Source organism: Caulobacter sp. AVps16, assembly GCF_058681455.1.
Genome location: NZ_CM178739.1, coordinates 3699458 through 3725201 on the forward strand (window position 1 = coordinate 3699458; position 25744 = coordinate 3725201).

22 protein-coding genes and 1 tRNA gene are annotated in these 25744 nt (G+C 67.9%); 12 read left to right on the top strand and 11 right to left on the bottom strand.

The window, feature by feature from the left end; translation table 11 throughout:
* Positions 1-8: 8 nt before the first annotated feature.
* Complete coding sequence (gene argE / locus ACW17U_RS17800; protein WP_492054197.1) at positions 9-1184, top strand: acetylornithine deacetylase; 1176 nt, start codon at positions 9-11, stop codon at positions 1182-1184.
* On the opposite strand, the gene ACW17U_RS17805 is transcribed toward argE, so the two are convergent.
* Positions 1181-2203: a glycosyltransferase family 2 protein gene (locus ACW17U_RS17805; RefSeq protein ID WP_492054198.1), complete on the bottom strand. Its 1023-nt coding sequence runs from the start codon at positions 2201-2203 to the stop codon at positions 1181-1183. The genes argE and ACW17U_RS17805 overlap by 4 nt on opposite strands.
* Positions 2204-2236: 33 nt before the next feature.
* On the opposite strand from ACW17U_RS17805, the gene rfbC reads away from it, so the two are divergent.
* The 3 genes from rfbC to ACW17U_RS17820 all read left to right on the top strand — a co-directional run bounded on the left by rfbC (position 2237) and on the right by ACW17U_RS17820 (position 5099).
* Positions 2237-2800 carry a dTDP-4-dehydrorhamnose 3,5-epimerase gene (gene rfbC / locus ACW17U_RS17810; RefSeq protein ID WP_492054200.1) on the top strand — a complete coding sequence of 188 codons (564 nt, stop codon included), beginning with the start codon at positions 2237-2239 and terminating at the stop codon, positions 2798-2800.
* Between the two features lie 126 nt (positions 2801-2926).
* Positions 2927-3814, top strand: a complete 888-nt coding sequence (locus tag ACW17U_RS17815; protein WP_492054202.1) for an alpha/beta fold hydrolase — start codon at positions 2927-2929, stop codon at positions 3812-3814.
* An 82-nt stretch (positions 3815-3896) separates the two neighbouring features.
* Entirely contained in the window at positions 3897-5099 is a 1203-nt protein-coding gene (locus ACW17U_RS17820) for a threonine ammonia-lyase (RefSeq protein ID WP_492054204.1), read from the top strand.
* Between the two features lie 125 nt (positions 5100-5224).
* Here ACW17U_RS17820 and bamJ read toward each other — a convergent pair whose 3' ends face one another.
* Complete coding sequence (bamJ, locus tag ACW17U_RS17825; protein ID WP_492054205.1) at positions 5225-5722, bottom strand: BamJ family beta-barrel-assembly machinery protein; 498 nt, start codon at positions 5720-5722, stop codon at positions 5225-5227.
* A 167-nt stretch (positions 5723-5889) separates the two neighbouring features.
* Here bamJ and ACW17U_RS17830 point away from each other — a divergent pair, with 167 nt between their 5' ends.
* On the top strand, positions 5890-6762 hold the full coding sequence (locus ACW17U_RS17830; RefSeq protein WP_062150607.1) for a UTP--glucose-1-phosphate uridylyltransferase: 873 nt from the start codon (positions 5890-5892) through the stop codon (positions 6760-6762).
* Between the two features lie 50 nt (positions 6763-6812).
* Here ACW17U_RS17830 and ACW17U_RS17835 read toward each other — a convergent pair whose 3' ends face one another.
* From ACW17U_RS17835 to ACW17U_RS17860, 6 genes are all read right to left on the bottom strand, one after another.
* Positions 6813-7859: an alpha/beta fold hydrolase gene (locus ACW17U_RS17835; protein WP_492054207.1), complete on the bottom strand. Its 1047-nt coding sequence runs from the start codon at positions 7857-7859 to the stop codon at positions 6813-6815.
* A gap of 52 nt (positions 7860-7911) precedes the next feature.
* Positions 7912-9048: a tRNA epoxyqueuosine(34) reductase QueG gene (gene queG, locus ACW17U_RS17840; protein ID WP_492054209.1), complete on the bottom strand. Its 1137-nt coding sequence runs from the start codon at positions 9046-9048 to the stop codon at positions 7912-7914.
* Positions 9029-9715, bottom strand: a complete 687-nt coding sequence (gene fzlA, locus ACW17U_RS17845) for an FtsZ-binding protein FzlA (RefSeq protein WP_062151815.1) — start codon at positions 9713-9715, stop codon at positions 9029-9031. The genes queG and fzlA overlap by 20 nt, the downstream gene beginning before the upstream one ends.
* Positions 9716-9835: 120 nt before the next feature.
* Positions 9836-11293, bottom strand: a complete 1458-nt coding sequence (gene rfaE1, locus ACW17U_RS17850) for a D-glycero-beta-D-manno-heptose-7-phosphate kinase (RefSeq protein WP_492054211.1) — start codon at positions 11291-11293, stop codon at positions 9836-9838.
* A gap of 37 nt (positions 11294-11330) precedes the next feature.
* Entirely contained in the window at positions 11331-12260 is a 930-nt protein-coding gene (locus tag ACW17U_RS17855) for a cation diffusion facilitator family transporter (RefSeq protein WP_492054213.1), read from the bottom strand.
* Between the two features lie 75 nt (positions 12261-12335).
* On the bottom strand, positions 12336-13433 hold the full coding sequence (locus tag ACW17U_RS17860) for a citrate synthase/methylcitrate synthase (protein ID WP_492054215.1): 1098 nt from the start codon (positions 13431-13433) through the stop codon (positions 12336-12338).
* A gap of 75 nt (positions 13434-13508) precedes the next feature.
* On the opposite strand from ACW17U_RS17860, the gene ACW17U_RS17865 reads away from it, so the two are divergent.
* Positions 13509-14681, top strand: a complete 1173-nt coding sequence (locus ACW17U_RS17865) for a citrate synthase family protein (RefSeq protein ID WP_492054216.1) — start codon at positions 13509-13511, stop codon at positions 14679-14681.
* Between the two features lie 519 nt (positions 14682-15200).
* Here ACW17U_RS17865 and gltB read toward each other — a convergent pair.
* Positions 15201-19718, bottom strand: a complete 4518-nt coding sequence (gltB, locus tag ACW17U_RS17870; RefSeq protein ID WP_492054218.1) for a glutamate synthase large subunit — start codon at positions 19716-19718, stop codon at positions 15201-15203.
* A gap of 6 nt (positions 19719-19724) precedes the next feature.
* A complete protein-coding gene (locus ACW17U_RS17875; protein WP_492054220.1) occupies positions 19725-21173 on the bottom strand; it encodes an NAD(P)-dependent oxidoreductase in 1449 nt (482 codons plus the stop codon).
* Between the two features lie 231 nt (positions 21174-21404).
* Here ACW17U_RS17875 and ACW17U_RS17880 point away from each other — a divergent pair, with 231 nt between their 5' ends.
* Positions 21405-22205 carry an undecaprenyl-diphosphate phosphatase gene (locus ACW17U_RS17880; protein WP_062150585.1) on the top strand — a complete coding sequence of 267 codons (801 nt, stop codon included), beginning with the start codon at positions 21405-21407 and terminating at the stop codon, positions 22203-22205.
* An 8-nt stretch (positions 22206-22213) separates the two neighbouring features.
* The gene (locus ACW17U_RS17885) at positions 22214-22552 is read left to right on the top strand and encodes a hypothetical protein (protein ID WP_492054221.1); all 339 of its coding nucleotides are present in this window, start codon (positions 22214-22216) and stop codon (positions 22550-22552) included.
* Here ACW17U_RS17885 and ACW17U_RS17890 read toward each other — a convergent pair whose 3' ends face one another.
* Positions 22553-23518: a complex I NDUFA9 subunit family protein gene (locus ACW17U_RS17890; protein ID WP_492054223.1), complete on the bottom strand. Its 966-nt coding sequence runs from the start codon at positions 23516-23518 to the stop codon at positions 22553-22555.
* 144 nt (positions 23519-23662) lie between these two features.
* On the opposite strand from ACW17U_RS17890, the gene ACW17U_RS17895 reads away from it, so the two are divergent.
* The 4 genes from ACW17U_RS17895 to ACW17U_RS17910 all read left to right on the top strand — a co-directional run bounded on the left by ACW17U_RS17895 (position 23663) and on the right by ACW17U_RS17910 (position 25741).
* Positions 23663-23749 (top strand) — tRNA-Leu (locus ACW17U_RS17895).
* A gap of 159 nt (positions 23750-23908) precedes the next feature.
* Positions 23909-24526 (top strand): ribonuclease D, encoded by a 618-nt coding sequence (locus ACW17U_RS17900; protein WP_492054225.1) that lies wholly within the window; start codon positions 23909-23911, stop codon positions 24524-24526.
* 20 nt (positions 24527-24546) lie between these two features.
* Positions 24547-25149, top strand: a complete 603-nt coding sequence (gene lptC, locus ACW17U_RS17905; protein WP_062151809.1) for an LPS export ABC transporter periplasmic protein LptC — start codon at positions 24547-24549, stop codon at positions 25147-25149.
* A gap of 49 nt (positions 25150-25198) precedes the next feature.
* Positions 25199-25741: an LptA/OstA family protein gene (locus ACW17U_RS17910; protein WP_492054227.1), complete on the top strand. Its 543-nt coding sequence runs from the start codon at positions 25199-25201 to the stop codon at positions 25739-25741.
* Positions 25742-25744 lie beyond the last annotated feature (3 nt).

A 25744-nucleotide genomic window follows, 5' to 3' on the forward strand; every position in this document is an offset into this window, starting at 1 on the left:
CTCACCCCATGGCATCCTCTTCCGAAGCGCTGTCCGACCGCGCCATCGACCTTCTGGCCAGGCTGGTGTCGTTCGACACCACCTCGCGCCTGTCCAATCTCGCGCTGATCGAATGGGTCGAGGCCTATCTGTCCGACCTGGGGGTGGCCTCGCGGCGGGTGCCCAATGCCGACGGGACCAAGTCGAACCTGCTGGCCACCATCGGCCCGGCGGTCGAGGGCGGGGTCGTGTTGTCGGGCCACACAGACGTGGTGCCGGTCGACGGTCAGCCCTGGTCGACCGACCCGTTCGTGCTGACCGAGCGTGACGGCCGGCTCTATGGCCGGGGAACCTGCGACATGAAGGGCTTTCTGGCCCTGGCCCTGGCCGCCGCCCCGGACCTGGCGGCCGCGACGCTCTCCAGGCCCGTGCACCTGGCCTTTTCCTATGACGAGGAGGTCGGCTGCCTGGGCGCGCCCGACATGATCGCGGTGATCGCCCGCGACCTGCCCAGGCCCGCCCTGGTGGTGGTCGGCGAGCCGACCGACATGGTCGCGGTCCAGGGCCACAAGGGCATTGCCAGTTTCCGGGTCACGGTCTCGGGCCGCGAAGCCCATTCCAGCCTGACCCATCTGGGCGTCTCGGCCAATATGGCGGCGATCAGGCTGATGGCGGGCCTTGTCGAGCTGTCGGAACGCCTGGAACGCGAGGCCGACCCCGCCTCGCCGTTCACGCCCAGGGGCGCGACCCTGACCATCGGCCAGGTCAATGGCGGCACGGCGGTCAATATCCTGGCCCGCGAATGCGTGTTCATCTTCGACCTGCGCACCCCGCCCGGCATGGATCCGCTGGCGATCCTTGCGGACTTCTTCTCCAGGGCCGAGGCCATGGACGCCGAGCTGAAGACCCGCGCCCCGGAGGCCGGGGTCAGGGTCGAGCGCCGCTCCCTGACCCCTTCGTTCGCGCCGGAGGTCGACGGCGTCGCCGAGGCCTTTGCCCGTCGCATGGCCGGCGACAACGGCCCGGCCCGGGTGGTGCCCTATGCCGCCGAGGCCGGGCAGTTCCAGGGGGCGGGCTTCTCGACGGTGATCTGCGGTCCGGGCTCGATCGACCAGGCCCACCAGCCCGACGAGTTCGTGGAGATCTCCCAGATGCAACGCGGGGCGGCCTTCATGGTGCGGTTGGTGGAGGAGCTTTCCCTCTAGAGCTTCGGCTTCCGGATCACGAACCGCCGCCCGATGAACGCCGCCGGGTCGATCGACATCACCCGCAGGATCGCGCCCGAACCCGTCTTGCGTCGCGCCTGAACCGCCTTGCGGTCGGCCAGCACCGCGTCCAGGGCCGGTTGTGCCAGGGCCGCCTTGATCCCGCGCACCGCCGGCCCGGCGTCGCCCCGGCGCAGGTGCAGCAGCAGCAGGGCCGCCGTTACCGCCACATGCAGCGGGGTGGTCAGCCAGAGCAGCAGGGGCGGGGTGTTCTTGAGGAAGGTCCAGACCCGGTTGCGCGAGCCGTGGAAGATGGCGAAGTCCGAACGCACGCCGGTGCTGGCCGAGCCGACATGGGCCACCCGCGCACCGGGGAGCAGCAGGGTCCTGTGGCCGGTCAGGCGCAGCCGATAGCCCAGATCCACATCCTCGCAGTAGCAGAAGAACCGCTCATCAAAGCCGCCGAGGTCTGCAAACAGCGCCTTGTCGATCAGCATGGCCGCGCCGCAGGACGAGAACACCTCGCCCTCGGGCAGATTAGCCGGCAGCCGGCGGCCATAGCCGCCCCGGAACGGAATGCCGGCCGAGGTCATGTTGTCGCCGGCCCCGTCCAGCACACCGGGATCATCGGCCGAGGTCTGCAGCGAGGCAAAGCTTTGAACGGCCGGATGCCGTGCCGCGCCGTCCATCAGGCCCGCCAGCCAGCCGGGCTCGGGATAGGCGTCGGGATTGAGCAGGGCCAGCCAGCGGCCCCTGGCCTGGCTCACCGCCAGATTATTGCCCGCCGCGAAGCCGAGATTGGCCCCCGGCTCGAGGAAGCGGATCGAGGGGTCGGCCGCCACGGCCGCCTGGGGCGCGCCGTCGGTCGAGGCATTGTCGACCAGCAGGATCTCGAAATCGGTGAAGGTCTGGGCCGCGAGGCCCGCCAGGCAGCGTTCCAGGGTCGGACCGCTCTCATAGGAGACGATGATCACGCTGATGCTTGGCGCGCTCTTGTCATCGGCGGTCACAGACGGCATCGGTGGCGAACTTGTCCCTGGAGCGTTCTGGTCATGAAAATCACCCCCCTGGCGATTCCCGAGGTCCTGCTTATCACGCCCGCCCGCCATGGCGACGAGCGCGGCTGGTTTTCAGAGACCTTCCGCGAGTCGGCGCTGAAGGAGGCCGGCTTCGAACGGATCTTCGTGCAGGACAATCATGTGCGCTCGACCAAGCGCGGCATCCAGCGTGGCCTGCACTATCAGAAGCCGCCCCATGCCCAGGACAAGCTGCTGCGCTGCGTGGTCGGTTCGATCTTCGATGTGGCCGTCGACATCCGCAAGGGCTCGCCGACCTATGGCCAGTGGGTCGGGGCCGAACTGTCGGCGGAGAACCGCCAGCAGCTGCTGGTGCCCCAGGGCTTCGCGCACGGCTACTGCACCCTGACCGAGGACTGCGAGGTGCTCTACAAGTGCACCGACTATTACACCCCGGCCGCCGAAGGCGGGGTGCGCTGGAGCGATCCGGCCATCGGCATCGACTGGACGATTCCGACGGCGGAGATCGGCGCCAATGCGCGGGACGAGGCGGCGCCGCTGCTCGCCGAGATCGACCCACCGTTCGTGTACGGGGGCTGATTGCTCGCCCCCTCCGCGCTGACGCGCTCCTCCCCCGGAGGGGGAAGACGAAATCATCCGCCCCCTCCGGGGGCGGACGGTTGCGCAGCAACCCGGTGGGGGCAAGTGTTCGACAAGGATGCAAAGATGACCGGCTTCACCGACCTCTACTGGACCTCCGGCGAAGGCCTGCCGCTGCATGCCCGCGACTATGCAGCCGTCGGCGAAACCTCCGGACTGCCGGTGATCTGCATCCACGGCCTGACCCGCAATGGCCGGGATTTCGAGGATCTGGCCCCCCTGATCGCGGCCCGGGGCCGGCGAGTCCTGGCGGTGGATGTGCGCGGCCGGGGCCTGTCAGCCTGGGACCCCCAGCCGCTGAACTATCATCCCGGCACCTATGCCGGCGACATCGTCGGCCTGCTGGCCGCCACCGGAATCGAGAAGGCGGTGTTTGTCGGCACCAGCATGGGCGGCCTGATCACCATGGTCCTGGCGTCGTTCAAGCCGGAAGCCATTGCGGCGGTGGTGCTGAATGATGTCGGCCCCGAGCTTTCGCCGGTCGGCCTGACCCGCATTGCCGCCTATGCCGGTGGGGCCAGCCGGTTTGAGACCTGGGACGAGGCCGTGGCCTATGCCCGCCGCATCAACCAGGCCGCCTTCCCGGCCTATGGCGACGCCGACTGGGACCGTTTCGCCCGCCGGGTCTTCGACGAGAAGGACGGCGGCTTCGTCCTGGCCTGCGATCCGGACATCTCGGCCCCGATCAGGGCTGCGGCCGCCGCCAGCCAGGACGGGGCCTCGGCCCTGGCCCCGGACATGTATCCCCTGTTCCGGGCCCTGACCCAGGACCGTCCGGTGCTGCTGGTGCGCGGCGGCATTTCCGACCTCGTCAATCCGGCGATCGTGGAACGAATGTGCGCCGCTGCGCCCGCCATGGCGGTGGTCGAGGTCCCCGGAGTCGGTCATGCGCCAATGCTCACCGAGCCCGAAGCCTGGGCTGCGATCGCCGATCTGCTCGATCGGGTCCCCTGAGGCACCGCAGGGCGTGCGGAGCCGCGATCGAATGTGCTAGACGCCCCCGGACGCCGGTGTTCGGCGTCCAGACAGGTAGCTCATGACTCTCGACCTCGCCGCCATCCAGGCCGCCGCCGGCCGCCTCAAGGGCCATATCGAGCGCACGCCGTGCCGCTATTCCAAGACCCTGTCGAAGATCACCGGGGCCGAGGTCTGGGTGAAGTTCGAGAACCTGCAGTTCACGGCCGCCTACAAGGAGCGCGGGGCGCTCAACAAGCTGATGCTGCTGTCCGACGCCCAGAAGGCCAAGGGCGTCATCGCCGCCAGCGCCGGCAACCATGCCCAGGGCCTGGCCTATCACGGCGCCCGGCTGGGCGTGCCCGTCACCATCGTCATGCCCAAGACCACACCGTTCGTGAAGGTGCAGCACACGCGCGACTTCGGGGCGACGGTGATCATCGAGGGCGAAAGCTATGACGACGCCAATGCCCACGCCCTGCGCCTGCGCGAAGAGCAGGGCCTGACCTTCGTCCATCCGTTCGACGACTACGACATCATGGCCGGCCAGGGCACGATCGCCCTGGAAATGCTGGAAGATGCGCCCGACCTTGAAGTGCTGCCCGTGCCGATCGGCGGCGGCGGTCTGATCAGCGGCGTGGCCACGGCGGCCAAGGCTCTGAAGCCCGATATCCGCATCATCGGCTGCGAGCCGGCCATGTATCCGTCCTTCACCGCCAAGATGCGCGGCATGACCGCCCATTGCGGCGGCCAGACCATTGCCGAGGGCGTGGCGGTCAAGACCGTGGGCGAGCTGACCTATGGCGTGGCCCGGCCGCTGATCGATGACGTGCTGCTGCTGGAAGAGCCGCATATCGAGCAGGCCGTGGCGCTGTACTGCAATGTCGAAAAGACCATTGCCGAGGGCGCCGGGGCGGCCTCTCTGGCGGCCCTGCTGGCCTATCCGGAGCGTTTCCGGGGCAAGAAGTGCGGCCTGATCCTGTGCGGCGGCAATATCGACACCCGCCTGCTGGCCTCGGTCCTGACCCGCGAACTGGTCCGGGCCCAGCGGCTGGTCAGCCTGCGGATCGTCGGCGATGACCGTCCGGGCCTGCTGTCGACCGTGGCCAATGTGATCGGCGTCATGGGCGCCAATATCATCGAGGTCAATCACAACCGCCTGGCCCTGGACGTGCCGGCCAAGGGCGCGGAATTCGACATCACCATCGAAACCCGCGACGCCCAGCACACCCAGGAGATCATCGACGCCCTCCGCGAGAAGGGTTACCCGCCGCGGCCGGTGTAGGGGCGCTAGCTGCTCCCCTTCTGGGGGAGCTGTCGCGAGGCGACTGAGGGGGCTAATGCGGCTTAGGCCGAGCTTGCCCCCTCCGGCCCTCTGGGCCACCTCCCCCAAGAGGGGAGGATCTAAACCTACCCCTTCGCCGTCCCGGTCGGTGCGCGGAGCACGTCGATCAGTTCGATGCGGAAGATCATCACGCTGTTGCCGGGGATCGGGCCCTTGTCCTCGGCGCCATAGCCCAGGGCCGGCGGCACATAGAGCATCCACTCGTCGCCGGCCTTCATGCGCTGCAGGGCGATGACCCAGGCCGGCACCAGGCCGTCCAGCGGGAATGAGGCGGGCACGCCGCGCTCATAGCTGCTGTCGAAGATCGTGCCGTCGATCAGCTTGCCCTCGTAATTGACCTTCACCTCGTCGGCGCGGGTCGGGTGCATGCCGCCGTTCGGGCCCGAACGGATGATCTTGTACTGCAGGCCCTCAGGCAGGGTGACGACGCCGGGCTCCTTGGCGTTCTTGGCCATGAAGGCGTCGGCGGCCACCAGGTTCTCGGCGGCCTTCTTGTTGCCGCAGCCGGCCAGGGAGACGGCCGCCCCGGCGGTCAGGAGAGAAAGAAGGGCACGACGATGCATGGGGGAGCCTCCGAAACGGTTCTGGCGAACCAGCTAGCAGGCCCCGCGCGAAGATCAATCTTCCGCGTGCCGCTAGCCCGATGACAGAGAGGATTTCATCGAACGACGGTGGCGTTTCGGGTTTTCGCCCCCTAGAACCCTCTGCAAGCGAAAACCATGAGGCGCTCATGAAACCCGTCCGCAAGGCTGTTCTTCCCGTCGCCGGCTTCGGCACCCGCGTTCTGCCGGGCACCAAGACGACCCCGAAGGAACTGCTCAATGTCGTGGACCGGCCGATCCTGTCCTACATCGTGGCCGAGGCCCGGGCGGCGGGGATCGAGCACTTCATCTTCGTGACCGGACGCAACAAGGGCGCGATCGAGGACTATTTCGATCACCAGGTCGAGCTTGAGGCGGCCCTGGCGGCCAAGGGCAAGACCGATCTGCTCAAGGAGCTGCTGGACGAGCTGCCCAAGCCCGGCGAGATGAGCTTCGTGCGCCAGATGGCCCCCCTGGGCCTGGGCCATGCCGTCTGGTGTGCCCGCGACATCGTCGGCGACGAGCCGTTTGCGGTGCTGCTGCCCGACATGGTCATGCACGCCCAGACCTCCGCCCTGGCCCAGGCCATCGAGGCCTATGACCAGGTCGGCGGCAATATCGTCGTGGTCGAGCCCTGCCCGGCGGGTCAGGCCCACCAGTACGGCATCGTGGCCCTGGACGGCCAGGACGGCCGCCTGAACCGCATGACCGGCATGGTCGAGAAGCCGCCGAAAGGCACCGAGCCCTCGAACCTTTTCATCAGCGGCCGCTACATCCTGCAGCCCGAGATCTTCGACCTGCTGGCCAGCCAGGAAAAGGGGGCCGGCAACGAGATCCAGCTCACCGACTCAATGCTGAAGCTGATGGCGACCCAGGATTTCCACGCCCTGGAATATGAGGGCATCACCTATGACTGCGGCGACAAGATCGGCCTGCTGCGGGCCAATGTCGCCCTGGCCCTGGCCCATCCGGAGCTGGGCCCTGCGGCCCGGGCCGCGATCGAGGAGCTGCTGAAGGCCTAAGCCCTTTCAGACCTTACGGCTTCATCAGGGTCGGGAAAACGCTCCGGGCCCTACCGCGTCTGCGGCAGGACCTGCGTCATCAGGATGTCGTGCTGGGCCGCCAGCAGGCTCTCATTGGGATCATGACCGGCATCGGTCACCAGGCGCCAGGTTTTCCGGGGCGCGGTGATCGAGTCGTAATAGGCCCTGGCCACCTCGGGGGTGGTGACGAGGTCTTCAGAGCCCTGGACGAAGTGCATCGGGATTGCGAAGGCCGGGCCCAGGGCCGGCAGGTCCACATGGGACAGCATGCCGTCGCCCTTCATCCCCACGAACTGGATGAAGGAAAACTCCTCGCCCGCCTCGTAATCAGCCTGGGCGGCATCGGTGGCATAGGGTGCGGCCGGGGCCCACCAGGCTTTCGGCGCCGGCTTTGCGGTCTTGGCCTCATAGACCCGGGTCGCCCGGCGCAGGGTTCCAAAGGCGCGGGGATTGATCCAGGGCGGAGGCCCGAGGGCCTCGAGTGTGGCCACGGTCGCGGTGTCGCCCGCAGCGCGGGCCAGGGTCAGAACCTTCTGGTAGCTGGCGATCTGGTTGTCGGGATTTCGAACCAGCTGGCCCGTGCCGATATAGGCCTGGAACAGCTCGGGCCGCGCCTTGGCCATGTGCACGCCCAGGACCGAACTCCAGGACCCGCCGACCAGCACGACCCTCTTCTGGCCGAGATGGGCAATGAGATAGGTCGAGACCTCGATGCCGTCGCGGGCCATGCCCTCGATGGTCAGGGGTGCATTGTCCGGATTGCGACCAAAGGTCTTGCCCGCCCCGCGCTGGTCCCACTGGACCAGGGTGAAGTCCTTTTCCCAGGAGCCATACAGAGCGTCGGCAAAGGGACTGATGGGATTGCCGGGTCCGCCGTGCAGGACGAGGACCACCGGATTGTCGCGGCAAGACCCCTTGATGGTCACCCATTGCTCAATGCCGCCGATCCTGACGAAGCTCTCTTCGTTGATCGGCTGGCAGGCGGGCTTGGCCGGAACCGGCGCGGCCTGGGCGACGGCACCGAATGAGGTCGCCAGCACAAGGGCGGCGGCGATGATCTTGGCGGCTTGGAACATGGGCTGTGGTAGCAGGGCCGGTCTCCGGGTTCCAGTATTTGCCGAGCGGGCTTCAGACGAGCGGGAGAGCCCATTCGTCCAGCACGGCCTGATCCGTTTCGAACTCACGGTCGCCGGCCGGCGCTGTCCGCCCCGGGTCCAGCCGCCGGGCCGCCCAGACCGCCGCGCCGCGCACGACCGGTGCCGGATCACTCAATAACGGCTCAACCACACCCATCAGGGTCGCATCCCCGCTGTTACCGATCGCATAGAGCACATTGCGCACGAAGCGGTCGCGACCGATGCGCTTGATGGGATTCTTGGAGAACAGCGCCCGGAATGACGGATCGTCCAGCCCCGCCAGCTCGGCCAGGGACGGCCCCTTCAGCGCCTCGCGGGCGTGGAACCTGGCCTCGCCGGCGACCTGGGCGAACTTGTTCCACGGACAGGCCGCCAGGCAGTCGTCGCAGCCATAGATGCGGTTGCCGAGGGCGGGCCGGAACTCGGGCGGGATCGGCCCGGCCAGCTCGATGGTCAGGTAGGAGATGCAGCGCCGGGCATCGAGGCGATAGGGGGTCGGGAACGCCCCGGTCGGGCAGATGTCGAGACAGGCCCGGCAGGAGCCGCAGTGATCGACCTCGGGCGGATCCGGCGGCAGGTCCAGGGTGGTCAGGACCGATCCCAGGAACAGCCACGAGCCGAACGGCCGCGAGACCAGATTGGTATGCTTGCCCTGCCAGCCCAGGCCGGCCCGCTGGGCCAAGGGCTTTTCCATCAGCGGGGCTGTGTCGACAAAGACCTTCACCTCCTCGCCAAAGCGCCGGTGCATCCAGCCGGCCAGCAGCTTGAGCCGCTTCTTGACCACCTCGTGATAGTCGTCGCCCTGGGCATAGACCGAGATCGCCGCGCGGTCCTTATGGTCGAGGACGGTCAGCGGATCGTGCTCGGGGCCATAGTTCAGGCCGAGGACCACGGCACTGCGGGCGTCGGTCCACATGGCGGTGGGATGGCTGCGACGCTCCAGGGTCTCTTCCATCCAGCCCATCTCGCCGTGGAAGCCTTCAGCGACGAACCGGGCCAGCTGCTCGCCATGCGGCCAGGCGGTCGCCGCATCGGCAAAGCCGCAGGCGTCGAAACCCAGCCGCAGGGCTTCGGCGCGGATCTCGTCGCGAAAGTCCAGGTTCGGGGGGCTAGAAGTCGAGGTCGTCATAATGCGCGGCCGGCGCGAGGCCGGGCCAGCGATCGGCCAGGATGGGCCTGAAGCAGGGCCTCGATTTCAGCTTCATGTACCAGGTCTTGGCGGCCGGGAAGTCCTGCCAGGGCACATCGCCGAAATAGTCGATCACCGACAGGTGGGCGGCGGCGGCGAAGTCGGCCAGGCTCATCCGCCGGCCCGCCAGCCAGTCGCGGGTTTGCAACAGGCCGTCGACATAGGCCAGATGGTGGCGCAGGCCCTCGCGGCCCCGACGCAGGGCGGCCAGGTCCGGCGCGCCCAGCCGCAGCAGGCGCTTTTCCATCTTCTCGTGCAGCAGGAAGCCGTTGACCTCGTTGTCGAACTTGCGGTCGAACCACTGCAGCAGACGGCGGGCCTCGGCGCGCTCGGCCGCGTCGCGACCCAGCAGGGCCGGTTCGGGATCCTGTTCCTCGATATGTTCCAGGATCGCCCGGGTCTCGCAGATCACGGTCCGGCGTTCGTGGCGGATCTCGACCAGGACCGGGGTGATGCCCGACGGGTTCAGGCTGAGGAAATCTGGCGCACCTTCCCAGTAGCGAACCTGGACCTCGGCGAAGACCAGACGCTTTTCACCCAGGGCCAGACGCACCTGCCGCGAGGCGGGGTCCAGGGGGAAATGGTGAAGGGTGCGATCGACGCTCATGCCCATTGACGCTCAGGCTGCATCGAAAGAGCGATGCGCCGGTTTGCTTAACAACCTGTTGCTGAACACTGTTAACCCAAGCAAAGCAGGCGCTTGTGCGACGTTTTGGGCCGGGCCGGCTCAGGGTTTGGCGTTCATTCGGCCGATCAGGGCGGTGGTGCTCTGGCCCGCCTTGAGGTCAGCCAGCAGCACCTTGCCGCCATAGCCGAGCACAACGTCGGAACCGACCACGGTCTCGACGGTGTAGTCGGCACCCTTGACCAGCACATCGGGGCGGAAGGCCTGGATCAGATTCAGCGGCGTGTCCTGGTCGAACAGCACCACCAGATCCACCGAGGACAGCGAGGCCAGAACGATGGCGCGGGCCTGTTCGGACTGCACCGGCCGGGTCGGGCCCTTCAGGCGCGAGACCGAGGCATCGGTATTGAGGCCGACGATCAACCGGTCGCAGGCGGCTCGGGACTGGTCCAGCAGCGACACGTGGCCGGGATGCAGCAGGTCAAAACAGCCATTGGTAAAGCCGACCGTCTGGCCGCGGGCCCGCCATCCGGCCACGATCTCCAGGGCCTGGGGCAGGTCGGCGATCTTGATCCTGGCCGGTTCGCCGGCCCGGGAGCGGGCCAGGGCCGTCAGCTCGCCGGCCGTGACGACATCGGTTCCGAGCTTGGCGACCACCAGACCGGCGGCCAGATTGGCCAGACGGGCGGCATCGGCCAGGCCGGCCCCGGCGGCCATGGCCAGGGCCAGGGTCGCGGCCACGGTGTCGCCGGCTCCCGAGACATCGAAGACCTCGACGGCCGTGGCGGGCAGGTGCACGGGCGGCTGGCCCCGGACACTGAGGGTCATGCCGGCCCCGCCGCGGGTGATCAGGGCGGCCTCCAGACCAGGCGCCAGGGCCAGGATCGCCGCGCCGGCCGCTTCCGAGGCCTCGTCGCTGGCCTCGGCCAGGCCCGTGGCCTCGGCGGCTTCCTTGCGGTTGGGCTTGACCAGGGTCGCGCCGTCATAGCGGGCGAGGTTGCGGCTCTTGGGATCGACGATCACCGGCTTGCCGGCGGCCCGGGCGGCATCGATGGCCGCGCGGACGATGCCGTCGGTCAGGACGCCCTTGGCATAGTCCGACAGCACCACGACATCGGCGGCGGCCAGGCGCTGGTTGAAGGCGGCCAGCAGCCCGACGGGCTCGGCCGGCCCGCGATCCTCGCGGTCGACCCGCAGCATCTGGTGCGAGCCGGAGATGTAGCGGACCTTTTCGGTCGTCCGGCGGCTGGGGTCGGTGACCAGATGGGCCTCCAGGCCCGCCTCGTCGGCGAGCATGGCGGTCAGGGCGCGGCCGGCCTCGTCATCGCCGATCAGGCCGATCAGCACGGCCTGGCCCCCCAGGGCGGCGATGTTGCGGGCGACATTGCCGGCCCCGCCCAGCATGGCGGTCTCGCGCTCCACGGCGATCACCGGCACCGGCGCTTCGGGCGAGATGCGGTCGACGGCCCCGTAGATGAAGCGGTCCAGCATCACGTCGCCCAGCACCAGCACGGTCTTGCCGGCAAAGGCCTTGGGCAGTTGGGCCAGGGTGTCGTCCATGCAGAGGCGGCTCGTCTCGAAGAGGATCCCGCGCTTACTAGCCGTGATGGGCCTCGGCGAACAGCCCGCCATGGCTCTCGGCCTTACCCCGGGGGTCGGGGTGGATGATGATGTCGGCGGCCGGAAAGGCCTCCAGCAGCCGGTTCTCGGCATTGACCATGATGGTGTGGGCCTCGGCCAGCGAGATGCCGGCCTCGAGGTCGGCATGCATCTGCATGTGGACATAGGGTCCCGAGGCGCGGGTGCGCAGCTGGTGCACGCCCAGAACCCGGGGGTCCTCGGTGGCCAGGGCGACGATCCGCTTGCGGTCCTCGTCGGGCAGTTCGCGGTCCATCAGCTGGTGCGAGGCCTCGCGGAACACCCCGATCGCCCCCCAGATCAGCCACAGGGCGACGATCAGGCCGGCGACGGCGTCGATCCAGACGATTCCCAGAAAGGCGGCTGCGCCGATCCCGACCAGGGCCACGGCATTGGAGCCGAGATCGGCGGCATAGTGGGCCCGGTCGCCCGAGACCGCGATCGAGCCGGTCGATTTCAGCACCTTCGACTGGGCGATGATCAGGCCCAGGGTCAGGACCATCGATACCACCATCACCGCCATGGCGATGCCGCCCTGTTCGACCGGGCGGGGATGGTACAGGGTCCGGATCGCCTCCTGGCCGATCAGGGCCCCGGAGGCGAAGACCAGGCCGCCCTGCATCAGGCTGGAAAAGGCCTCGGCCTTGCCGTGGCCGAAGCGGTGCTCGGCGTCCGGCGGCTCGGCGGCATAGCGCACGGCATAGAAGGTGATCAGCGAGGCCACCAGGTCGAGACCGGAGTCCGACAGCGAGGCCAGCATGGCCACCGAGCCGCTGGCCAGCCAGGCCAGGGTCTTGACCACGATCAGCACGGCCGCCACCGCCACCGACAGGGCGGTGACGCGACGGGTCAGGGCCTGGGTTTCGGGCGACAGGGCAGAGAGGGTCATGCCCGCTCCATACCAAGCCGGGCGGCTGCACCCCAGCGAGAACGACTCGCGCGAGTCGTTCTCGCCTTGCGGCGATCAGGCCGCCTGCCTCACCCCGGGTCCGACATAGACCGACTGCGGACGGATCAGCTTGCCGCCGGCCAGCTGTTCGCGGGCATGGGCGATCCAGCCGGCCGTCCGGCCCATGGCGAAGACACAGGTGAAGCTGGCCGGCGGCAGGCCCAGGGCCTCGAGCAGCAGGGCGGTGTAGAACTCGACATTGGTATCCAGTGGCCGGTCGGGCTTGCGCTCGCGCAGGATCTGCAGGGCCGCCTGCTCGACGGCCTCGGCGAAGGCGACGCGGCCGGGCAGGGTCCCCGAGGCCCCTGACAGCCGGCGGACGGCCGCCTTCAGGGCGTCGGCGCGCGGGTCGCGGACGCGATAGATGCGGTGGCCGAACCCCATCAGCCGGTCGCCGCGCGCCAGGGCCTGTTCCAGCCAGGGCCGGGCGTTTTCCGGCGTGCCGATCGCGTCGAGCATGTCGATCACCGGCCCCGGCGCGCCGCCGTGCAGCGGACCCTTCAGGGCCGAGATCCCGCCCAGCACCGCCGAGGTCAGGCCCGCCCGGGTCGAGGCGATCACCCGGGCCGCGAAGGTCGAGGCATTGAGGCCATGGTCGCAGACCGTGACCAGATAAGCGTCCAGGGCCCGGGCCTCGGCCTCGGTCGCGGGCTGGCCCCGGGTCATCCGCAGGATGTCGGCGGCATGGGACAGGGCCGGATCGGGGGCGACCGGGGCCTGGCCGGCCGCGACCCGCAGCACGGCCGGGGTCAGGACGGCCGGGGCGGCCAGCAGCAGCAGGGCCGTCGCCAGATCATCGCCGTCGGGCAGGCGGGCCAGCAGGGCGCGCATGGCCTCGACCGGATCGCGCCTTGCCAGGCCCTCGTCCAGCGCCCCGACCTCGGCGAAGGCCCGGACCCGGGCTGCGCCTATGGCCGGGGCCAGATCGGCCGGCAGGTCATCGAAAAAGCCGTCGAACAGCAGGTGGGCCGCCTGCTCGAAGGGGGTGTGGCCGGCGAGATCCTCGACGGCGTAGCCGCGAATGACCAGGCGGCCATGGGCCCCGTCGACATCGGACAGCACGGTATGGGCGGCGATCACGCCTTCAAGCCCTTGGGCAAGACCATCGGACATTTCAGGTCTCCTTTCGCCGGCCAGATCGCGCTCTCCGCACTTGATCGTCAATCTTGATCAATATAATCAATCTATATGGCGAATGACTGGCTGGACGCGGAACAGGTGCTGGACCGGCTGGGGATCCGGCCCCAGACCCTCTATGCCTATGTGAGCCGCGGCCGGATCGAGGCCGCCGCCCATCCCGATGATCCCCGCCGCAGTCTCTACCGGGCCTCCGACGTCGCCGCCCTGCAGGCCCGCAAGGCCCGGGGCCGGCGCGCGGCCGATGTGGCGGCCGAGGCCATAGCCTGGGGCGAGCCGGTCCTGGCCTCGGCCATCACCACGGTGGCGGGCGGCAGGCTCTGGTATCGCGGCCGCGATGCAGCGGTTCTGGCGCAGGACCACACCCTGGAACAGACGGCGCGGCTGCTGCGCGGCGGCCATGGCGCGGCCTGGCAGGCGGCGCGGGCCGGGGATGTCGTGGCCGGCGAGACCGCTCGCGCCCGCCTCTTCAACGCCCTGGCGCTGCGGGCGGGGGCCGAAGCTCCAGCGCGCGGACGGGCGCCGCTGGCCCTGGCCATGGAGGCCGCCAGCCTGCTCGACGCCGTGGTCGATGCGGCGGCGGGCGAGGTCACCGAAGGCGCGGCGCATCAGCGTCTGGCGCGGGCCTGGGGCGTCGACGCGGCGGGGGCGAACCTGCTGCGGATGGCCCTGGTGCTGCTGGCCGATCACGAACTGAACGCCTCGACCTTCGCGGCCCGGGTGGCGGCCTCGACGGGGGCGTCGCTGTCGGCCGCCGCCCTGGCCGGGCTCTGCGCCCTGTCAGGTCCGCTGCACGGCGGCATGGCGGCGCGGGTCGAGGCCTTCGTCGCCGAGGCGGACCGGACGGGTGCCGCCAAGGCCGTGAGCGCCCGCCTGGCGCAGGGATCGTCGACGCCGGGCTTTGGGCATCCGCTCTATCCGGACGGGGATCCTCGGGCGCGGACCTTACTGGCGGCGTTCGAGCCGCCCGCCCTGCTCGAGGATCTCCGGCGGGAGACCGAGGCCGCGACGGGGCAGCTGCCCAATATCGATTTCGCCCTGGTGGGTCTGGCCCGAGCCCTGGCCCTGCCCGCCGATGCGCCCTTCATCCTGTTCGCCGTGGCGCGCACGGCCGGGTGGCTGGCCCATGCCATCGAGCAGGGGCAGACCGGGCGGTTGATCCGGCCGAGGGCGCGGTATGTGGGCGAGGCGCTGGTTGCGGACGCCGGCGGGCTGAAGGTCTGAGAAGGGTGGGTTGCGGAAGTCAGGCTCAGCAGCGCCCCCTCCGTCACGTCGCCTATCGGCGCCGCGCCACCTCCCCCGTTTCACGGGGCAGGAGAAGAACAGATGAACCCACCTGCCCCGTAGCGAAGCGTGCGGGGGAGGTGGCGCGATGCGAATACGCATCGTGACGGAGGGGGCGTCCGGCGTTGGCCGTCAGTTCGGGCAAACTGAAGGCCCGCTCAGTCTCGGAAGCAGACATTGCCCGCCGCCGCGGAGCGGCCGCCCGAAGGGCGGTGTCGGCGGAGTGACCTTTCCAGACCAGCGATCGTCTCGCCGTGAGATTTAAGGATGGCTCCTGCGTGGGCGCGGAGGCGAGGCGGTGCTTCTTCCGGCCGACGCCGCAGGCCCCCTCCTGTCCTGCTGCGCAGGTCGTCCTCCCCCTTTCAGGGGGAAGATGAGTCAGCGCCCTTCATCTTCCCCCTACGGGGGAGGAGCGCCGAAGGCGCGGAGGGGGCGAGTCCTCCGCGCCCAAAAAGCGCCTTAGGCCGCGACCTCTTCCGCCACCAGCGGCTGTGGCAGGCGGCTGACCATCTCCTTGGGGCAGACCTGCCAGAACAGATCCCGCACCCGGTCCCAGTCGCGCAGCAGGGAGGCGGCGAAGGCCGAGTCGGCTTCGCGGGCATGTTCGGCGACCAGCGAGCGCAGCACGCCCTCCCAATAGGGTGAGGCCAGGCGCTGGACGACGATGCTTTCGGGATTGATCTGGGATTCGAACCGGCCGTGCTGGTCGAGGACGAAGGCCATGCCGCCAGTCATGCCGGCCCCGAAATTGCCGCCGGTCGGACCGAGGATCACCACCTGGCCGCCGGTCATGTACTCGCAGCCATTGGCCCCGCAGCCCTCGACCACCGTGGTGGCACCCGAATTGCGGACCGCAAAGCGCTCGCCCGCCTGGCCCGCGGCGAACAGCCGGCCGGAGGTGGCACCGAACAGCACGGTATTGCCGATCAGGGCATTGCTTTCCGGGGCGGCCAGGGTGCGCGAGGGCTTGATGACGATGGTCGCGCCCGACAGGCCCTTGCCGACATAGTCATTGGCCTCGCCGGTCAGTTCGATGCGCAGGCCCTGGACCGCGAAGGCCCCAAGGCTCTGGCCGGCCGAACCCTTGAGCTGGACGGTCAGGTGGCCGGCGGGCAGGCCCTTCATGCCGTACTTGCGGACGATATGGCTGGAGGTGCGGGTACCGATCGTGCGGGCCGTGCTGCGGACCGTATAGGTCAGCTGCATCTTCTCGCCGCGCTCCAGCAGGGGAGCTGCGTCGCGGACGATCTGGGCGTCGAGGGTGTCGGGCACCTCGTTGCGGCCGACGACGGTATTGTAGGGTTTGTTCTGGCCGGGGTCGGCCCGAACCAGCAGGGGGTTCAGGTCGAGGTCGTCGAGGTGCTCGCCGCCGCGGCTGACCTGGGCCAGCAGATCGGTGCGCCCGACGATTTCCTGCAGGGACTTGAAGCCCAGGCCCGCCAGGATCTCGCGAACCTCCTCGGCGATGAAGGTGAAGAGGTTGATGACCTTGTCCGGCGTGCCGGTGAACTTGGCGCGCAGGGCCTCGTCCTGGGTGCAGACCCCGACCGGGCAGGTGTTGGAATGGCACTGGCGCACCATGATGCAGCCCATGGCCACCAGCGAGGCCGTGCCGATGCCGAACTCCTCGGCCCCCAGCATGGCCGCGATGACGATGTCGCGGCCCGTCCGCATGCCGCCGTCGGCCCGCAACACCACCGAGTGGCGCAGATTGTTCAGGGTCAGAACCTGGTTGGCTTCCGACAGGCCCATCTCCCACGGACCACCGGCATATTTCACCGAGGTCTGGGGCGAGGCCCCGGTGCCGCCGACGCCGCCGGCGACCAGGATCACGTCGGCCTTGGCCTTGGCGACGCCGGCCGCGATGGCGCCGATGCCGGTCATGGCCACCAGCTTGACCGTCACCCGGGCGACCGGGTTGATCTGCTTGAGGTCATAGATCAGCTGGGCCAGGTCCTCGATCGAATAGATATCGTGGTGCGGCGGCGGGCTGATCAGCATGACCCCGGGCGTCGCATGGCGCAGCCTGGCGATCATCTCGGTGACCTTGAAGCCGGGCAGCTGGCCGCCCTCACCGGGCTTGGCGCCCTGGGCGACCTTGATCTCCAGCTCGACGCATTCGTTCAGATATTCGGCCGTGACCCCGAACCGTCCCGAGGCCACCTGCTTGATGGCGCTGTTGGGATTGTCGCCATTGGGCAGGGGCTTGTAGCGGGCCGAGTCCTCGCCGCCCTCGCCCGAGACGGATTTCGCCCCGATGCGGTTCATGGCGATGTTCAGCATGCCGTGGGCTTCCGGGCCGAGGGCCCCGAGGCTCATGCCGGGCGTGACGAAGCGCTTGCGGATCTCGTTGACGCTCTCGACGTCGTCGGTCGAGATCGGGCTACGGTCCGAGCGCCAGTCGAGCAGGTCGCGCAGCTGGATCGGCTTCTGGGTCCGCAGGCCGTTGGACCAGCGGCGATAGAGCTCGTAGTCCCCGCTGTCACAGGCGCTTTGCAAGGTGTGGATCAGGCGTGCCTCGAAGGCATGGGCCTCGCCGGAGCGGCGCAGCTTGTAGAGGCCGCCGACCGGCAGGGTCACCGCCGCCGGGCCCCAGGCCTTGCGGTGCAGCTCGACCGCCTTGCTCTCGACGCCGGCCAGGCCGATGCCGGAGATGCGCGACGGCATGCCGGGGAAGAACTCGGCGGCCAGGGCCCGCGACAGACCGACGGCCTCGAAATTGTAGCCGCCGCGATAGGACGAGATGACGCTGATGCCCATCTTGGAGATGATCTTCAGCAGACCGGCCTCGATGGCGCCCTTGAAGTTCAGGCAGACGTCCTTCAGCGACTTGTCGCCGAGCAGGCCGCGCTCCAGACGGTCCTGGAAGGTTTCCTGGGCCAGATAGGCATTGACCGCCGTGGCCCCGACCCCGACCAGCACCGCGAAATAGTGGGTATCGAGACACTCGGCCGAGCGGACGATGATCGAGACATAGGAGCGCAGGCCCTTGCCGACCAGGTGGCTGTGGACGCCGCCGGTGGCCAGGATCATCGGCAGGGCGACCCGGTCCTCGCGGCTGTTCTCGTCGGTCAGGACAATGGCCCCGCAGCCGCGCAGGACGGCATCCTCGGCCTCGGCCCGGATGCGGTCGAGATTGGCGCGCAGGGCGTCGCCGGCCCGGGCCTCGGGGGCGGGCAGGGGCATGGTGCAGTCGATGACGACGACGTTCTTCTCGCCCAGCAGGCCCTGGATACGCTCATACATGCCGGTGGTCAGGACCGGGCTCTGCAGCACGTAAACGTCGGCCTGGGCGGCGTCCTGGGCGAGGATGTTGCCCAGGTTCTTGAACCGCGTCTTCAGGCTCATGACATTGGTTTCCCGCAGCGGATCGATCGGCGGGTTGGTCACCTGGCTGAAGTTCTGACGGAAGAAGTGGCTGAGCGGCCGGTACTTTTCCGACAGCACGGCCAGGGGGCTGTCATCGCCCATCGAGCCGACGGCTTCCTTGCCGTCCTCGACCATGGGGGCGAGGATCATCTCGAGATCCTCAAGGCTCAGGCCAGCGGCAGCCTGGCGGCGGATCAGTTCTTCGCGGCCATAGCGGCGCGGTTCGGGACCCGGGCCGATCTCCTTTTCGAGATCGACCATGTTGCCAAGCCATTCGGTATAGGGATGGCGGCCGGCCAGTTCATCGATGATCTCGTCCTCGCCATAGAGCCGGCCCTCGGCCAGGTCGATGGCGATCATCCGGCCCGGGGCGATGGCCAGCTTGCGGGTGATGCGGCTCTCGGCGACGCCGCACATGCCGGCTTCCGAACCCATGATCACCAGACCGTCGTCGGTATAGGCCACGCGCAGCGGACGCAGGCCCGAGCGGTCCTTGCCTGCCACGACCCAGCGGCCGTCGGTGGCGCAGAGGGCGGCCGGACCGTCCCAGGGCTCCATGACGGCATTGCAGTAGGAATAGAGCGCCTGGTGGGCAGCTGACAGGCCGGGACCCGAAGCCTCCGGCACCAGCAGGGCCTTGGCCATCGGCGCGTCGCGACCGGCGCGGACCAGGACCTCGAAGGTATTGTCCAGGCTGGCCGAATCCGACCCGCCGGGCTGGATCACCGGTTTGACGTCATCCCCGAACTCGCCGAAGGCCTGGGCGGCCATCTTGATCTCGTGGGACTTCATCCAGTTGATGTTGCCCTTGATCGTGTTGATCTCACCATTGTGGGCGAGCATCCGGAAGGGCTGGGCCAGACGCCATTCCGGGAAGGTATTGGTCGAATAGCGCTGGTGGAAGATCGCCACATTGGCGGCGAAGCGGTCGTCCTTGAGATCAGGATAGAACTCGTCGATGGCCTCAGCCAGGAACATGCCCTTGTAGATCAGCGACTTGGCCGACAGCGAGCAGATGTAGAAGCCCGACAGGTTCTGGGCATGGACGCGCTTTTCGATCCGCTTGCGGCACAGGAACAGGGCGCGTTCCAGGGCCTCGCCTTCCAGGCCGGCCGGGGCGGCCAGCATGATCTGCTCGATCTCCGGCCGGGTGGCATTGGCCTTTTCGCCGATCACGGCGGTGTTCACCGGCACCTGGCGCCAGCCATAGATGTAGAAGCCGAAACGCAGGGCCTCGGCCTCGACGATCGTGCGGCAGGCCTCCTGGGCCCCGAGATCGGTGCGCGGCAGGAAGATCTGGCCGACGGCAATGGCCCCGGCCCGCAGGGCGTGGCCGGTGCGTCGGACCTGGTCGGTGAAGAAGTCCTGGGGCACCGACAGCAGGATGCCGGCCCCGTCGCCGGTCTTGCCGTCGGCGTCGACCGCCCCGCGGTGCCAGAGGGCCTTCAGGGCCTTGATGGCCAGTTCGACCACTTCGCGGCGCGGCGTGCCGTCGATGGCGCAGACCAGGCCGACGCCGCAGGCGTCGCGCTCGGTGGTCGGATCATAGGCGTGACCGTCGATCAGGCGCTGGCGGTTGGCCAGATAGTGCTGGATGTCTTGGCTCATGATCTTCTACTCCGCCGCGATCAGCGCCGGGGCGCCGACCTTGGACTTCAGATAGCGGGCAATCGCGTCTGCAGCGTCGCGGCCGTCCTTGATCGCCCACACCACGAGGGACGCACCGCGCACGATGTCGCCGGCCGCGAACACGCCGTCCAGATTGGTCATCTGGTTGCGGACATCGGCCTTCACCGTACCCCAGCGGGTGGTCTTCAGGTCGGGGGCCGAGAACAGTTCGGGCAGGTTCTCGGGCTCGAAGCCGAGGGCCTTGACCACCAACTGGGCCGGGCGATCGAAATCGCCGCCCTCGATCTCTTCCGGAGACTGACGGCCCGAGGCGTCCGGGGCACCCAGACGCATGCGGATGGCGCGCACGCCGGTGACGGCCTCGGCATCGCCCGACAGGGCGCGGGGGGCGGCCAGCCATTCGAAGGTCACGCCCTCTTCCTCGGCATTGGCCACTTCGCGCAGGGAGCCGGGCATATTGGCCTTGTCGCGGCGATAGAGGCAGGTGACCGAGGTCGCGCCCTGGCGGATGGCGGTGCGGACGCAGTCCATGGCGGTGTCGCCGCCGCCGACCACGACCACGTCCTTGCCCTCGGCGTTCAGGGTGCCGTTCTCATAGTCAGCGACGGTGTCGCCAAGACCGGTACGGTTGGACGCGATCAGATAGTCGAGCGCCGGTACCACGCCCTGGCTGCCGGAACCCGGCACCACCAGATCGCGGGCGGCATAGACGCCGGTGGCGATCAGCACGGCGTCGTGCCTGTCGCGCAGGTCCTGCAGGCTGGCGTCGCGGCCGACCTCGAAGCCCAGCTTGAAGACCACCCCGCCCTCGGCCAGGCGGCCGGTGCGACGCTCGACGACGTCCTTTTCCAGCTTGAAGCCGGGAATGCCGTAGATCAGCAGGCCGCCGGCCCGATCGTGCCGGTCATAGACCACGACCTCATGGCCCTGCTCGCGCAGCAGTTCGGCGGCGGCGAGGCCGGCGGGCCCGGCCCCGATGATCCCGACCGACTGGCCAGTGGCGGCACCAGCGACCAGGGGCTTCACCCAGCCCATCTCCCAGGCCTTGTCGGTCAGGTAGCGCTCGACCGAACCGATGGTCACGGTGCCGTGGCCCGACTGTTCGATGACGCAGTTGCCTTCGCACAGACGGTCCTGCGGGCAGATTCTACCGCAGACCTCCGGCATGGAATTGGTGGCCTGGGACAGCTGATAGGCCTCTTCCAGACGGCCTTCGGCGGTCATCCGCAGCCAGTCGGGGATGTTGTTGTGCAGCGGGCAGTGGGTCTGGCAGAACGGCACGCCGCATTGCGAGCAACGCGAGGCCTGCTCGGTCGCCTTGGCGTCGATGAAGTCGGCATAGATCTCGTGGAAGTCGCCATTACGGGCTTCCGCCGCCCGCTTTTCAGGCGTTTTGCGGGCCACCGTGGTGAATTTCAGCATGCGCTCGGCCATGCGACTTCCCTCGCCCCGTTGCCGGGAGAAAAATTGCGTATGGCGGGCTCATAAGGACTCTTTTCCGCAAGAAGAATGCGGTGGTCTATATAATTGACTTTTATATACGGGGCTTCCTGCGCAGCGCTGCGAGATGCTCGCATCTGGGCGCAGAATTAGTCCACTTTATAGATGAACTCCTTGTTTACCGTGTCAGGCGCACGCCGGGGGCCTGTGTCCTGGGGGAAGCCGATGCCGGATTGGTTGATCGCAATCGTGTTGGGCCTGATCGAAGGCCTGACCGAATTCATTCCTGTGTCCTCTACGGGACATCTTCTGCTGGTCGGCCATTTTCTGGGCTTCCACAGCCCCGGAAACACCTTTCAGGTTCTGATCCAGCTTGGCGCGATCCTTGCAATTACCGGGGTCTATTTCGGCCGCCTCTGGGGACTGCTGACCACGGCGCCGAGCGATCCCGGCTCGCGCCGTTTCATTCTAGGCGTCTTCCTGGCCTTCCTGCCGGCGGTCGTTGTCGGCGTACTGGCCCACGACTTCATCAAGACGGTCCTCTACGAATCGCCGTTGCTGGTCTGCATCACCCTCATCACCGGCGGGTTCGCCCTGCTGGCCCTGGACCGCATGAAGCTTGAGCCGCGCTATACCGACGTTTCCGACTATCCGCTGAAGACCGCCTTTATCATCGGCCTGTTCCAGTGCCTGGCCCTGGTGCCGGGCGTCTCGCGTTCGGGGGCAACCATCGCTGGTGCCTTGCTGCTCAAGTGCGACAAGCGTTCGGCCGCCGAGTTCAGCTTCTTCCTCGCCATGCCGACCATGGCCGGCGCATTTGCCTATGACCTCTACAAGAACATCGACAAGCTCAGCACCAATGACCTGGGCCTGATCGGCCTTGGCTTCCTGGCGGCGCTGGTCTCCGGCGTCTTTGTGGTCAAGACGGTGCTGGACTTCATCAGCAAGCACGGCTTCGCGCCGTTCGCCTGGTGGCGGATCGCCGTGGGCGTCGTGGGACTGGGGCTATTGTACATCCCGCGCTGAGGCGTCGGATGTCAGATAGTTTCGAAAATCTAGGCGAAGACGATTGGGATGCAGGACTTGCCGAAGATCTGATCGGCGCGACCCTGCTTGTCGGCCTGACCTATCTCGACAGCGAGGGGCGGGTCACACGGCGGCAACAGATCTTCGGTAAGGTCGTTGTCTGCGACCCAGAGACCGGCATCGAGATCGCACCGCCAAGCGGGCACGAAACCATCATTATCGCGCCGGTACTGGAGGCCATCGAGCCCGGCGATCCAGGAACCTATCAGATGACCGACAGCGATGAGGCCGTGACGGATCCCGACTTCATCGCTTTGTTGACGGTAACCAGCCCGTCTAGGGCCTAGCTAGAATGCTCCCGCCGGGGTCGGGGCGTACTGGCCGCCCTTCCGGTAGCGATAGAGGTAGGACGGCACGATCGCCTCGATGCTGGTCGGGACGATACCGGCCTCGGCCAGGCCCGGCAGGCCATGGTCGGCGACATTGTCGCTCTTCAGCATCTCGACCTGGTCGCTGGTGATCGGCGGGGCGATCGGCAGGAGGCCCGCCATCAGGTCGCCGACCTGGCCCAGCAGGCGCGCGACAGGCCAGGGCAAGGCCACGAGGGCGCGGTCGCGGCCGGTTTCGGTCAGGATCAGCTGCAGGATCTGGCGCATGGTGAAGATACCGGGGCCGCCCAGTTCATAGGTCAGGCCCTCGGCTTCCGGGTGGCTGGCCGCCCGGGCAATCACGGCTGCGACGTCGCCCACGAAAACCGGCTGGAAGCGGGTCTCGCCACCGACCAGGGGCAGGGCGGGGCTGATCGCGGCCATCTGGCCAAACTTGTTGAAGAAATTGTCCTCAGGCCCAAAGACCACCGACGGGCGGATGATCACCGCGCCCGGGAAGACGGCGCGGACCGCCGCCTCGCCCTCGGCCTTGGTGCGGGCGTACTTGGCCTCGGACTTGGCATCGGCGCCGATGGCGCTGATCTGCACGAAGCGGCTGACACCGGCCGCCTTGGCGCGCTCGGCCAGGGTCTGGGCACCCATCACATGGACGGCCTGGAATTTCTGGCGGCCCGATTCGTACAGCAGACCCACCAGGTTCACACAGGCCTCAGCCCCTTCCAGCGCCCGGTCCACCGAGGCGAGGTTGCGAACATTGGCCTGGACGACCTCGATCTGGCCGACATCGCCCAGCATTCGCATCCTGTAGGCCAGGTTGGGCTGGCGCACCGCCACGCGAACGCGGTGGCCCGCCTTGGCGAGCTGCCGCACGACCTGGCTGCCGACGAAGCCGGAGCCGCCGAACACTGTGACCAGACCTTGCATCTTCAATCCCCGTCGCCTGCGATGATGCGGGGGATAGACGACCGCGAGAGGCTTCGCAACGAAATGCGCGATTTGGCGATTGACGGCATCAAAACCTTTCCCTAAACGTCCCGGCCTCGCGGCGATCCACGGATCGCTCTGCGGGCCCAGGTGGCGGAATTGGTAGACGCGCTGGCTTCAGGTGCCAGTGATCGAAAGGTCGTGGAGGTTCGAGTCCTCTCCTGGGCACCACCCCCTACCAACCTTCGTAAGAAGGTCGGGGTGGCGCCGATAGTTCCTTCCGAATAGATATCTCTTTCATCGTGATTATAGTGTCGCGCGCACCCGTTCGGGCACGCGAGCCTCGGCGACGTCTGTCGTTCAGGCCTGTCGCCGGAGAGCTCTGAGACCTTGGCCAATTTTGTTCATGTGGGCGACCTGCCCGACGGCACCTTTGCCGGCGCGACGGCGGTAGCGATCGATTCGGAAACCATGGGCCTGCGCCTGGGACGAGACCCGCTTTGCGTGGTGCAGCTGTCGGCTGGTGACGGCGACGCCCATCTGGTCCAGCTGGACCGGACCACCTATGACGCGCCGAACCTCAAGCGCCTGCTGACCGATCCGACGGTCCTGAAGCTGTTCCACTTCGGCCGCTTTGATATTGCCATGTTCCTGCTGCATCTCGGGGTGATGACCGCGCCCGTCTATTGCACCAAGATCGCCTCGAAGCTGGCCCGCACCTATACCGATCGTCATGGCCTCAAGGACGTGACGCGCGAACTGCTCGGCGTCGAGCTGTCCAAGGCCCAGCAGAGCTCGGACTGGGGAGCTGCCAGCCTCAGCCCCGAACAGGTGGCCTATGCCGCCTCCGACGTGCTCCACCTGCACGGGCTGCGTGATCGGCTCAATGCCATGCTGGTGCGCGAGGGACGTATGCCCCTGGCCCAGGCCGCTTTCGACTTCCTGCCTCACCGTGCCGCCCTCGATCTGGCCGGTTGGGAAGAGGTCGACATTTTCGCGCACACCTGACCGTGACGGCCGCCGCGACCATGCCAGGACGACCGATCGCCCGGGATCTGGGTCGGTGGCGTCAGCGTTCGCGTCGCGTCCGGCTGATGCGGATTGTGCTGCCGGCCGTGATCGGCCTGATCCTGGTCGGCGTGGCCGGCCAGGTGGCCTGGCGCTCGATGCGCGCCGCCGCCCGTCCTCCGGCAGAGGCCAAGACCCAGATCCGCATGATCTCGCCGCGGTTTTATGGCCAGTCCGGCGACGGCCGCAGCTTCATGATCACCGCGCGGTCGGCCCTGCGTGACGACAATGACATGCAGAATGTCCGGCTCGATGCGCCAACCCTGACCCTCGGCTTCGACGAGCCCCAGCCCAGCCGGGTGACGGCGAAGTCGGGGATCTATCGCGAGGATACGATGATGCTGTCGCTCAGTGGCGATGTCCGCATCGATGATGGGTCCGGCTATCGCTTCGCGTCGGAAGAGGCGGTGGTCGACACCCGGACCGGAAATATCAGTGGTGAAACGGCCATGCTGGGCGAAGGTCCGACAGGGCAGGTGAAATCCAACGCCTACACCGTATATGACAAGGGCGACCGGGTCGTTTTCAGGGGTGGGGTTCGCACCCGGCTCGAACGGAAGTAAGTAGAGGCGCGCGGCATGGCCGTGCTTCGCAGATAAGGACTCTGACTTGATGCAGCGTTGGATGGCAGCGGCGGCGACCGCACTGATCCTGGCGAGCGGCTCGGCCTTCGCCCAGAGCATCAACGACTCCAGCGCGCCCGTGGACATATCTGCGGACGAGCAGGAAAACATCAACAGCCAGTGCCGGACGATCTTCCGCGGCAATGTCGAGATGCTTCAGGACAAGAGCCGGCTGCGCGCCAGCGTGGTCAATGCCTATTCGACCCGCAAGCCGGGGGCCCAGCCCGGGTCGAACGGCTGTGGCGATGTCGATCATGTGGAAGCCGACGGCGACGTCTATTTCGTCAACCAGGACCAGACGGTCCGGGGCGACCATGCCGTCTTCACCTATGCCAATGACACCATCGTCATCACCGGCAATGTCATCGTGGTGCGCGGCCAGGACGTGGCCCGTGGCGACCGGATGACGGTCAATACCAAGACCAATGACGTGAAGCTGGAATCCAGCGCCAAGGGGCGGGGCAAGACCGGGCGGGTGCGCTCGGTGATCTATCCCGAAAAGTCCCAGACCCCGGCTCCGGCCAACCGTTAGGCT

Bases quoted from the DNA above. Each gene is read 5' to 3' on its own strand.
- argE (WP_492054197.1), top strand. From the start codon at position 9: ATGGCATCCTCTTCCGAAGCGCTGTCCGACCGCGCCATCGACCTTCTG.
- ACW17U_RS17805 (WP_492054198.1), bottom strand. From the start codon at position 2,203: ATGCCGTCTGTGACCGCCGATGACAAGAGCGCGCCAAGCATCAGCGTG.
- rfbC (WP_492054200.1), top strand. From the start codon at position 2,237: ATGAAAATCACCCCCCTGGCGATTCCCGAGGTCCTGCTTATCACGCCC.
- ACW17U_RS17815 (WP_492054202.1), top strand. From the start codon at position 2,927: ATGACCGGCTTCACCGACCTCTACTGGACCTCCGGCGAAGGCCTGCCG.
- ACW17U_RS17820 (WP_492054204.1), top strand. From the start codon at position 3,897: ATGACTCTCGACCTCGCCGCCATCCAGGCCGCCGCCGGCCGCCTCAAG.
- bamJ (WP_492054205.1), bottom strand. From the start codon at position 5,722: ATGCATCGTCGTGCCCTTCTTTCTCTCCTGACCGCCGGGGCGGCCGTC.
- ACW17U_RS17830 (WP_062150607.1), top strand. From the start codon at position 5,890: ATGAAACCCGTCCGCAAGGCTGTTCTTCCCGTCGCCGGCTTCGGCACC.
- ACW17U_RS17835 (WP_492054207.1), bottom strand. From the start codon at position 7,859: ATGTTCCAAGCCGCCAAGATCATCGCCGCCGCCCTTGTGCTGGCGACC.
- queG (WP_492054209.1), bottom strand. From the start codon at position 9,048: ATGACGACCTCGACTTCTAGCCCCCCGAACCTGGACTTTCGCGACGAG.
- fzlA (WP_062151815.1), bottom strand. From the start codon at position 9,715: ATGAGCGTCGATCGCACCCTTCACCATTTCCCCCTGGACCCCGCCTCG.
- rfaE1 (WP_492054211.1), bottom strand. From the start codon at position 11,293: ATGGACGACACCCTGGCCCAACTGCCCAAGGCCTTTGCCGGCAAGACC.
- ACW17U_RS17855 (WP_492054213.1), bottom strand. From the start codon at position 12,260: ATGACCCTCTCTGCCCTGTCGCCCGAAACCCAGGCCCTGACCCGTCGC.
- ACW17U_RS17860 (WP_492054215.1), bottom strand. From the start codon at position 13,433: ATGTCCGATGGTCTTGCCCAAGGGCTTGAAGGCGTGATCGCCGCCCAT.
- ACW17U_RS17865 (WP_492054216.1), top strand. From the start codon at position 13,509: ATGGCGAATGACTGGCTGGACGCGGAACAGGTGCTGGACCGGCTGGGG.
- gltB (WP_492054218.1), bottom strand. From the start codon at position 19,718: ATGAGCCAAGACATCCAGCACTATCTGGCCAACCGCCAGCGCCTGATC.
- ACW17U_RS17875 (WP_492054220.1), bottom strand. From the start codon at position 21,173: ATGGCCGAGCGCATGCTGAAATTCACCACGGTGGCCCGCAAAACGCCT.
- ACW17U_RS17880 (WP_062150585.1), top strand. From the start codon at position 21,405: ATGCCGGATTGGTTGATCGCAATCGTGTTGGGCCTGATCGAAGGCCTG.
- ACW17U_RS17885 (WP_492054221.1), top strand. From the start codon at position 22,214: ATGTCAGATAGTTTCGAAAATCTAGGCGAAGACGATTGGGATGCAGGA.
- ACW17U_RS17890 (WP_492054223.1), bottom strand. From the start codon at position 23,518: ATGCAAGGTCTGGTCACAGTGTTCGGCGGCTCCGGCTTCGTCGGCAGC.
- lptC (WP_062151809.1), top strand. From the start codon at position 24,547: ATGCCAGGACGACCGATCGCCCGGGATCTGGGTCGGTGGCGTCAGCGT.
- ACW17U_RS17910 (WP_492054227.1), top strand. From the start codon at position 25,199: ATGCAGCGTTGGATGGCAGCGGCGGCGACCGCACTGATCCTGGCGAGC.